The 11,696-nt window shown below is 30.6% G+C and carries 5 protein-coding genes; all 5 read left to right on the forward strand.

What is annotated here, in order from left to right; genetic code table 11:
• Positions 1-2,895 (forward strand): Eco57I restriction-modification methylase domain-containing protein (locus tag ACKI5C_RS06875; protein WP_407432430.1); only part of this gene is annotated, 2,895 nt, incomplete at its 5' end.
• Positions 2,896-2,911: 16 nt separating this feature from the next.
• Entirely contained in the window at positions 2,912-3,847 is a 936-nt protein-coding gene (locus ACKI5C_RS06880; protein ID WP_407432431.1) for a DUF4268 domain-containing protein, read from the forward strand.
• A 128-nt stretch (positions 3,848-3,975) separates the two neighbouring features.
• Positions 3,976-4,212, forward strand: coding sequence for a hypothetical protein (locus ACKI5C_RS06885; RefSeq protein WP_407432432.1), 237 nt, complete (start codon positions 3,976-3,978; stop codon positions 4,210-4,212).
• 316 nt (positions 4,213-4,528) lie between these two features.
• A complete protein-coding gene (locus ACKI5C_RS06890) occupies positions 4,529-6,847 on the forward strand; it encodes a DEAD/DEAH box helicase (protein WP_407432433.1) in 2,319 nt (772 codons plus the stop codon).
• Positions 6,848-7,011: 164 nt separating this feature from the next.
• On the forward strand, positions 7,012-11,696 hold a 4,685-nt coding region (locus ACKI5C_RS06895; RefSeq protein WP_407432434.1), incomplete at its 3' end, for a beta strand repeat-containing protein.

Genomic DNA, 11,696 nt, shown 5'->3' on the forward strand with positions numbered 1-11,696 from the left:
AAGGAATTTAAAGAAGAAGAAGCTAAAATCGAATTTATTAATCCAATGTTTGAAGCTTTAGGATGGGATATACATAATAAACAAGGACTCGGTCCGAATTTTAAAGAAGTTGTTTTTGAAGAGTCTTTATCAGTTGGAAAAGAAACTAAAGCACCCGATTACTCTTTCAGATTAGGAGGTCAATTAATTTATTATCTTGAAGCAAAAAAACCAAGCATCAATATTAAAGATGATAGAAGTCCAGCATTTCAAGCAAGAAGATATGGTTGGAGTGCAAAAATACCAATTGTCATTTTAACAGATTTTGAAGAATTTGCAGTATATGAAACTACATCTAAACCAAAAGAACATGAAAGAGCCAGTACAAATAGAGTTTTATATTATACTTGTGATGAATATTTGGAGAAATGGGAAGAAATTTATAGTTTATTTAGTAAAGAAGCAGTACAAAAAGAATTATTCCAAAAATTTGTTGATGATAATACTTCTAAAACCAAAAAAGGAACACAATCAATAGATGTTGAATTTTTAAAAGATATTGAAAAATGGAGATTAATACTGGCTAGAAATATTGCATTAAGAAACAAAGATTTATCATTATCAGAATTGAATCTTGCAGTTCAATTAATCATTGATAGGATTGTTTTCTTTAGAATGGCTGAAGATAGGGGTATTGAAAGATATCAGACATTATATAAACTATCAGAATCTGAAAACATCTACAAACAATTATGTGAAGTATTTAAAAAAGCCGATTTAAAATATAATAGTGGTTTATTCCACTTTAATTATACTCCAGATTACTCTGAATTTGTAGATAATATTACTTTAAACTTGAAAATTGATGATGGTGTATTTAAAGAGATATTTGCTGATTTATATTATCCCAAAAGCCCATATGAGTTTTCAGTAATTAGTCCAGAGATATTGGGTAATATATATGAAAATTTTTTAGGCAGTATAATCAGATTAACTCCATCACATCAAGCAAAGATAGAACAAAAACCTGAAGTAAAAAAAGCAGGGGGTGTTTTCTACACTCCACAATATATAGTGGATTACATTGTTGATAATACTGTTGGTGAATTAATTAAAGGTAAAACACCTAATCAAATATCTAAATTAAAAATACTCGACCCTGCTTGTGGAAGTGGGTCTTTTCTTTTAAGAGCTTATCAAAAATTATTGGATTATCATTTAGAATATTATTTGAATCTTAAAAAAGCACCAAAAGAGGTATATTATATTGGTAAGGATAATGTGCCAAGATTAACTATTCGTGAAAAAAAAAGAATACTTACAAACAATATTTATGGTGTAGATATTGATGTAAATGCTGTTGAAGTAACTAAATTGTCTTTACTCTTAAAAGTATTGGAAGATGAAAATAAAGATGTTTTAGAAGCACAGCAGAAATTATATCAAGAAAAAGTATTGCCAAATTTATCTAGTAACATTAAATGTGGAAATAGTTTAATTGGAACAGATATTTTAAGCCGAGAAGAATTAAGTCATGAAGAAGTTTTAGAATTAAATCCATTTGATTGGGAAGTTGAATTTCCACATATATTTGCAAATGGAGGTTTTGATGCAGTAATTGGTAATCCTCCTTGGGGTGCTTCATTTTCAGATATTGAACTTGATTATTTAAAAGAAAAAAATAGTGAAATTATTGTAAGAATGATTAATTCATTTTTATATTTTACTTATGTGTTTTCAAAGAAACTTAATAGAAATGGTTTATTTGGAATGATTGTGCCTGATGTTATATTATATCAATCAAGTTATTTATTACTTAGACAATTTTTGATGAAAAATTTTTATATTTTGAAATTACTTAATATGGGAATGGATGTTTTTAAAGGAGTTAACCAACCATCTGCCATCATAATTTTCAGAAATAATGAAAATATTAACTCAAAAATCATTGTAGGAAATTTTACTAATTTTTCAAAAAAAGCTCCTGCAATATTAGAAAAATCAAATTTTTGTACATATAATCAAAAATTATTAGATAAAATTCCTTCAAACTTATTCATAACGGATAATATTGATAATTATTCTATTTTGGAAAAGATAGAGAATAAATCTGATTTAACTATTGAAGATATATTGGATGAAGATAAAATGCAAAGGGGTGCTTCACCAGATTACAAACAAGCTTTTATGATAAATGAAGAAATTAAATCAAAAAATAATTTAGAAGATAGTCATGTTAAGAAAGCTATATTTGGAGGTTCTCAGATTAAAAGACATTATATTGAATATGATGATACGTATCTTATTTATACAACAAAAAAAGACAAATTTTCAGAGATTCCAAATATATGTTCTTATATAAGGCAATTCAAAGATAATATTACTTGTAAGGAAGTTAAAACAAAAAAACATCCATTATATTCACTTCATAGGCCTAGAAAAGATAAAATATTCTTAAAAGATATAAAAATTGTTGGTGTCATTACTTCAGATAAGTTAATTGTTGCAGTTGATGAAAATAAACTTTATGCTACTGATGGAGTATATCTTTTTGGCACAATAGAAAAATTCAATCCTTACTTTGTAACTGCAATTTTTAATTCTAAACTATATACTTTTATTTATAGGCTTTATTCATTAGAAAACGGGAGGATATTACCTCAAGTAAAACCTGCAATCGTAAAAAGAATGCCTTTTATTGATGTTGAATTAAATAATCAAAAACCATTCATAGAATTATCAAATAAATTAAATGATTTAAAAAAAGAGCTTCAAGTTGTAAAAACACCTCAAGAAGAGAAACTGTTGAAGATTCAAATTGATAAAGTTGATGAGCAGATAAATAATATGGTATATGAATTATATGATTTAACTGAAGATGAAATAAAAATTATTGAAGATAGTTTAAATTTATAAATGTGTGGTATTAATTATGAAGTTGGGTAAATTGGAAAAAGTTAAAGATTTACGGTCTGTTTGGCCTCATGAGGCTAATGATTTTACTAAGTGGTTAGCTAAAGAAGAGAATTTGGAGATTTTGGGTGATGAAATTGGTCTTGATATTGAGTTAATTTCCAAAGAGGCTAAAACTGGTTCTTTTAGTACTGATATTTTGGCTGTTGAGTCTAATACTGATAATAAGATTATTATTGAGAATCAGTTGGAAGCTACTGACCATGACCATTTAGGTAAGGTTATTACTTATGCTTCGGGGCATGATGCTAAAACTATTATTTGGATTGTTAAGGAGGCTCGTGAGGAGCATCGTCAAGCTGTTGATTGGTTAAATGACCATACTGATAATGAAATTAATATATTTTTGTGTAAAATTGAGTTGTGGAAGATTGGGAATTCAGAAATTGCTCCTAAGTTTCAAATTGTATCCAGTCCAAATAATTGGACAAAAACTATTAAAATAGATGGTGGAGTTGATTTATCTTCAACTAAAATGTTGCAATATCAATATTGGGTTAAATTAAGTGAAGAAATAGATAATAATTATCCTAAATTTAATTCCAGAAAACCTCAAGGTCAACATTGGTATGATTTGGCTATTGGAACCAGTTTAGCTTTTATATCTTTAACAATTAATACTCAAAAGAATGAGATTAAGTCTAATATTACAATTAGTGATAATAAAAGTTTATTTGATTATTTATATGATGATAAAGATAAAATTGAAGATATTGTTGGTGAGGAATTAACTTGGAGAAGATTGGATAATAGAAAATCTTCAATTATTGAAATTAGCATTGATTTTAATATAAATAATGAAGATGAGTGGCATACTGCAATTAAATGGCACTTAGATATGGCTTCTAAGTTATATGATGCTTTTGCAGATAGAATTAAGCAATTTAATTCTTAATATTTTTTCTTTCTTTTTTTACCTTTTTATATTAATATTGCTCTTAGAAGGTTATTATCAAAAACAAGGTTATATTGTACGAAAAATAACTTACTAACTTATATACTTCTTTTAACAATAATTTAAACATGAATACTATTAACAATGAAAAAATAAAAACATATGGTGAATTAGATATTGATGAAATGGAGTTGCTTGATATCTTTAGGGTGATGAAGCTTAGTTACGATCAAGCGAGGTTCGAACTATATTCTTATAGACTCAATGATTTAATCGAAAAATACGATAATATCGTCGAGATGCGAAGAGATGCACAGACATTATTCTTTGAAATATTAGAACAAATTGATAAAGATGGCCTATAGATGTCAGTTATGAAAAGTTTGGCCGGAACAGGCAGGTAGAAGAAGATTACATTAATGAAGAACTATCTGTAATTCAGGAATACAAAGTGGGATTTGATGAGACCTTGGCTTTAATATATGATGGAACAGCTGAGAAGATATTAATTGAAGAAGAATGTAAGTGGTAATTATAATTTTTACTAATCAAATGCTCTCTCCAAATATATTAATAATACTAAATTAATAATGTTATTATAATTAATTACAACTCAAAAAAACTTGCCAATTTTTGTGTAGTTTTTCTTGTTTTTTTGAGTGTAAACATGCAGGTTTTACTATGACTACTTATATTAAACATCCATTAATAAAAAAAGATTCAATCGAGTCAAGACTATATCAGCAGGTCTTGGCGGGGGATGTTTTGAAAAAGGGAAATACTATGGTTGTTGCACCAACTGCACTTGGTAAAACTATTGTGGCAATTTTGGTTGCAGCAGATAGATTACAAAAGGTAAAAAACTCTAAAATTCTTATTCTATCTCCTTCAAAACCACTGGCTATCCAGCATGAAGCCAGCTTTAAGGAGTTTTTAACCCTTCCTTGTTCATCCATTACAGGAGCTGTTAAAACTGATGAACGTGTTAAAAGATGGGAGGAGTCCAGAATAATTTCAGCAACGCCACAAACTGTCGAATCTGATTTATTGAATGGCAGGTATGATTTAAGTAGTGTTTCATTAATTGTTTTTGATGAATGCCATCATGCTGTAGGTGCATATGCCTATGTTTATCTGGCTTCAAGATATGTAAAAGAATCCAATTATAATTTAATTCTAGGTTTAACTGCTTCTCCGGGTTCTGATAAATCTAAAATTAAGGAAGTATGTGAAAACCTCTATATTCAAAATGTTGTTGTTAAAACGGAAAATGACCGTGATGTAAAACCATATTTCAATCCTGTCGAAATTGATTGGGTCAGAGTAAAAATGAGTCCTGAACTTGAAAAGATTAATGATGCCCTGGAAAAAGCTCTTAAAATAAGATTGAAAACTCTAAAAAATATGGGGATTATAAAAACAATTTCTGTTACTAAAGTGGATATTTTAAAAACGAGAGGCCGTATTCAGGGCGAAATTGCACGCTCATCTGCTCCTAAAAAGGAGTTGTTTCAGGCAATTTCTATTTTAAGTGCAGTTATTAATATTCAGCATGCCCAGGAACTTGTTGAAACTCAGGGTGTCCATCCATTCAATAAATATATTGTAAGGCTGCGAAAAAAGAAAACTAAGGCCTCTAAGTCATTAATGAATGATCCTAATTTTTCACGTGCTGTAAGACTGGCACATAATGCAGAAAAAAACGGTTGGGAACATCCTAAACTTAGAACATTAGCTGAACTGTTAAAAAAAGAATTGGGAACTGGAGATGGCCAAACTACTCTTCAGACTACAAGATATGGGGATAAAAAAGATAAAAAATCTTCAAAAATTATTGTTTTCACTCAATTCAGGGATACTCTTGAAATGATTCATGAAAAACTTGAAAGTGAAGGAATTAAATCTGCAAAATTCTTCGGTCAGGGAACTAAAGATGGTGAAAAAGGTTTGACTCAAAAGGAACAGAAAGAAATCATCAAGGCATTTAGAATGGGTGAATATGATGTTTTAATCTCAACCAGCGTTGCAGAAGAAGGTATTGATATTCCTGCAGTTGATTTGGTGGTATTATATGAACCTGTTCCGTCTGAAGTTCGTATGATTCAGCGTCGTGGAAGAACTGGCCGTAAAAGAACTGGTCGTGTTAAGGTTTTAATTACCAATGGAACGCGGGATGAAGGTTATTACTGGTCTTCTATCAGAAAAGAAGATAATATGAAAAATCAGTTAATTAATCCTGATGTTTTAAAAGAGCTTAATGAGTCTGCAGTCGCAAGAATGGATAATGAAAAGAAAGTTAAAGTTATTGATGGGCCAAAAAAGGAAAAATTGCCTGTTGTTTATGCAGATTCCCGTGAGGGAAATTCCAAAGTTATCCGTTATTTATCTCAGATGGAAATGGATGTTAAAATACAGTCAATGACTGTTGCGGATTATCAGGTCAGTGATGAAGTTGCTATTGAAAGAAAAACCGCAAAGGATTTTGTAAGTTCAATGATTGATAAGCGTTTATTTAAACAGGCTAGGGCATTATCTGAAGAGTTTAAACGTCCGTTAATGATTCTTGAAGGTGATGATTTGTACTCTGGCATGGTCAATCCTAATGCAATTAGAGGAACCATTGCATCTATTGCTCTTGATTTTGGTATCAGTATAATTCCAACAAGAGATGCTCAGGATACTGCTGCAATGATAAAAAGAATTGCAATTAGGGAACAGACTGGTGAAAAATCCAACATTCAAATCCGTACTGATAAAAAACCTGTTAGTTTATGGGAACAGCAGCTTTTTATTGTCGAATCATTACCTACTATAGGTCCCGTTAATGCTAAGAATTTATTAGAGCACTTCGGGTCAGTGGAAAAGGTTTTCAATGCCTCTGAAAGTGAACTTATGGAAGTTGAAGGGATAGGTAAAATTACAGCTCATAATATTAGAAAAGTAGTTGAATCCGAATATTTGTATTTCAAAAAAGAGATAACAGAGAAAAAACTTCTTTAATATTTTTTTTAAGTTAATTGAATATTTCCGTAAATTATAATTGAATTAAATCTGTTTTTAGTAATATTTAATTAGTATTAATTATATACAATTATGGTGAATAATATGTTTTACTTAATTGATGGTAGGAATATTATTTATATAAATTTTACTGGAGATAAATTATGAAATATAGATATTTATCGATTATTTTATTAATTTTGATATTTTCTCTCGGAGCTGTAAGTGCACAGGATAATACAACTGATGTTATCTCTGCAGGCAGTGACGATGTTATATCTATAGAGGAAGCTCCTATTTTACAGGATAACAGTTCCTCTTCAGATGAAATTCACATCAATGATGCTAATTTTTATCAGTACTTTGATGAGAGTGGTACTATGAACGATAATGTCTCTGCTGATTCAACTATTTTTATCGGTGAGATTACAAAGAAAAATTTATATATTAATAAGCCGGTGGATATTGTTCCCGATGACACTTCAAAAATTACAGATTCTACTGTTATTTTTTCTTCAGGAAGTGACGGGTCCTGTATTAAAGGCTTAACTTTTAATAATAATATAGTTGGTGCTATCGTTGTAGATGGTGCCCAAGATATTGCAGTTATAGAAAACATTATTAATATTGTATCTGATACTAACGTAACGGACCTTGCAATTTTTGCTCTAAATGCTAATGGTCTTAATGTAACAGCTAACAATATTTCATACGATGGAAAATCTGATGGTGAAAGCTTTGTTGCTGCTATGTCCATTGCAGAAGCTGAAAATGCAGTAATTGAAGATAATATATTCGATATAAGTATTCCTTCTAATATTATTGATTGGGTGGAAATTCCACCGGGATCCTGGAATTATGTAGCCAATCCTAGAAGTGCTGGAATATTGGTTGCCAATTCTAACGGTCTTTCATTTAAAAGAAATGAAGTTTATCTCAATGCTACTGATGTATTTGGTAGTGATGACACAATATATGTAGTTGATATTATAGATTCTGATGAGGTTCAATTTGATGAAAATAAAATTTGGGCTTTAGGTCATAACTATATTTACGGCTTAGTAATTAGCGGTGAATATTTTGATGTAATTGGAAATTCTTTTACAATAGATTCTGATACAAATTATGCTAACGGTATTGATATTGAAGGCGGATCAATTGGTGTTGTAGAAGATAATAATTTATATATTACATCTCCTAATGTTGCTTATCCAGTTTATTCTGCAATGAATTGGGGTACAATGGAATCTCCAGATGTTGATTATCTTTATAATGTTATCATAGCTGATTCCGATGTTGTCTATGGTATGAGCTTAACTGGAACCGATTCAATTATTTCTGGAAACACCATTTCAATTTATGGTAATTATACAATGGGTATCTATTCATTTATGATGGAGGATTTAGCCATAATTCACAACAATGAAATTAATGTTTACGGTTTAAAAAACGATACTAAAAGTACTGCAGACATGATTCCTGCACAGACCGTTGGTATTTTAGCAACATCTGAAAGTCATATTCATAATAATATAATTGGGTCTGATGGAAATTACACTATTGTTTCCACTTCATCTGATAGTGAAATCAAAAATAACTACCTGATTGCCAGTGAATTGGTAGGTGATGAAAGTGTTGATGATAAGTCAGATGAAGCAATCGTTGAAAATAACATTCCTAATGGTGAAGATGATTACAATTTAACCAATGATACTTTCTTCTTATTCTTTGATGAGTATGGATTTTTAAGAGAGGGTATAACTGGTAACTTGACCTTTATTGGCGAGTTCTCTAATCTGGTTAAGGAAATCATTATTGTTGAACCAGTTAATCTGTTAGGTGATGAAGCAACTTTAAATAATATGGGAATTGAAATTTTGCATAATGATGTTACTGTTGAGGATTTCACGTTCATCACTGACAGTTTAAATGAAGTAATTTTAATTGAAAATGCAGACAATGTTTCAATTCGTTGGGTTGATTTTGTAGTTGATGGTTTAGCTGACAGTAATAATACTGTTATTCATGTTGTCGATTCTAATGATGTTAAAATTGATTTAAATCAGATTGAGTTTACTGTTGTAACCAATGGTACTTATAGAAATAATGCTATTCTTGGTGAAGGATCTGAAAATTTAGTTATTTCAAATAATAACATTTATACCAATTTGCCTTCCCGTTCTGTTGATTGGGGTACTGGAGTAGTTTATTCTGAAGGTGTCTGCTTGGATAACTGTGATTATGCACTATTAGATAATAACACTGTTAGTGTTACGTCCAATGATAAAATAGGTGATTATGATACTATTTATGCAGTACATATTACTGGTGATAATGCTTCTGTTATTCATGGCAGAATTGGTGCTATCTACGCTCCATATGGATATGCTCTTGTTATTTCTGGTAAAAACTATTTAATTCATGACAACTATCTTGTTGCTGGTGATAATGGTTCTTACGCATGTGGTATTGATGTTGAAAGTAATTCTGATGGATTTATTAAGAATAATGAAATTTTTGTGATGGGTGAGTCTGCTTATGCTATTTACACTGCTGATTGGGCTGGAGATGTTAAAGCCAACATTACAGGCAATAGATTTGAGGCATATGGTACTAACGTATTCGGTATGTCTTTAACCGGTAGTGAAGTTATAGTTGATAATAATGCTATTTTTGCAATTGGTAACTTCACAACAGGTATTGCTTCTGCAGCAGACATGATTTTCATTACTAACAACACAATAAGTGCTAATGGAACAAATGTGGGCACTCCTACAGGCTATGATTCAATGGGAATTGAAACCATGGGTATACACATTGTTGATGGTTATGCTTTAGTAAAAGATAATGCAATTTTTGCTAATAGCAAATATGCCGTTTCTGTTCAAGGAATAGGTGCTGTAACTGATAATGAAATTTATGCTGATATGTTAACCGGTGACTTTGCAGTGGATTATGCTCAAGATTCTGGTGTTCTAGTAGTCAATAACACTCCTGCAATGGAATTAACATACAAATTAACAAATGATACTTTCTTCATATACTTCGATGAAAATGGAAAAATAAGAGAACAAATTGATGCTGATAATTTAACATTCATTGGTCCATTCTCTAATTTGGTTGAAACTATTCAAATTGCAAAACCTGTTAAATTGTTAAGTGATAATGCAACTTTAATTGATATTCCAATACATGTTGTCAGTGGTAATGTAACTGTTGATGGATTTAATTTCATTAATAATCAATCAGTTACTATTTTAGTTCAAGACTCTGATAATATTGAAATTGTGAATAATACTTTTGATGTTACAGGTAATCCTGATTCTAGTAATGTAGTTATTGTTGTTGTTGGATCTGATGACGGATTTATTTATAATAATGCTATTAATTTTAAAGCTGAAACTAATGAAACATTTGCAAATAGGGTTATTCATGCTGTGGATTCTGATAATTTATTCATTGCAGAAAATACTATTAATGCTTCATTACCTGCTCGTTCAATTAACTGGACTAGTGGAGAAGTTTATTCTGAAGGAGTATATTTGGATGGTTGTAATGATGCAACTTTAACTGATAATACTATTGTTGTTAGATCTAATGGCAATATTGATGAGTATGATACTATTTATGCAGTGCACATTACTGGCGATGATGCAACAGTTTACAATAATACCATTGGTGTTGTTGAAGCGCCTTACGGATATGCTCTCGTTATTTCCGGTGAAGATTTCGATATTAGTAATAATTTTATTGGTGTTGCTCAAAATGGAACTTACGCATGTGGTATTGATGTTGAAAGTAATTCAAATGGTATAATTGATAGTAATTTCATTGTTGCATATGGCGAGTCCGCTTACGGCATCTATACTGCTGATTGGGCTGGTGATGTTAAAACCGATATTACAAACAACGAGATTTTTACAAATGGTACTAATGTATTCGGTATGTCTTTAAGCGGTAGTGAAGCTACTGTTAAGAATAATACTGTTTATGCGGATGGTAACTTCACAACAGGAATTGCTTCTACAGTAGACATGATTTTCATTACTGAGAATGGAATAACTGCTAATGGAACAAACAACGGTACTCCTACAAGTTATGACACAATGGGAATTGAAACTGTTGGTGTGCACATTGTAGATGGTGATGCTTTAGTTAAAAACAATAATATTACTACTTCTGGCGAATATACAGTTTCCGTTGAAGGAACCGGTGCTGTAACAGACAATTATTTAGTTGCAAAAGAATATACTGGTGACGCAAGTGTTGACAGTATTCCTGAAGATACTCTTGTTGCCAATAACACTCCTGCAATGCAAAGAGTTATTGTCACTGCTGATGATGTTGTAATGTATTATAAAAATGGTACCAGATATGTCATTGTATTAACTGACCAAAATGGTAAAGCTTTACCTAATGAAACTGTTACCATTACATTAAATGGTGTATCATATAACAGAAAAACTGATGCAAACGGTACTGCTTCAATTGCTATTAATTTGATTCCTGGCAATTACACTGCATCAGTTTTATATGTCGGTAAAGATAATTTCACTAATACAAGTAGCGAAAACAATATCACTGTTTTAACTACAATACTCGGTGATGATCTCGTTAAAGTATTCAGAAATGGAACTCAATATTATGCTACTTTCCTTGACGGTCAAGGAAATCCATTGGCACATGGTACTAATGTAACATTTAATATTAATGGTGTATTCTACACTCGTCAAGTAAATGGCAGTGAAGGAAAAGCTAAATTAAATATTAACTTGAACCAGGGAGAATATATTATTACTGCATATAATCCTGTAAATGGTGAAATGCATTCTAATAACATTACTGTTTT

This window comes from Methanobrevibacter sp. (assembly GCF_045646045.1).
GTDB lineage: Archaea > Methanobacteriota > Methanobacteria > Methanobacteriales > Methanobacteriaceae > Methanocatella.

Excerpts from the sequence above, each read along its gene's own strand:
- ACKI5C_RS06880 (WP_407432431.1), top strand. The coding sequence starts at position 2,912 with ATGAAGTTGGGTAAATTGGAAAAAGTTAAAGATTTACGGTCTGTTTGG.
- ACKI5C_RS06890 (WP_407432433.1), top strand. The coding sequence starts at position 4,529 with ATGACTACTTATATTAAACATCCATTAATAAAAAAAGATTCAATCGAG.
- ACKI5C_RS06885 (WP_407432432.1), top strand. The coding sequence starts at position 3,976 with ATGAATACTATTAACAATGAAAAAATAAAAACATATGGTGAATTAGAT.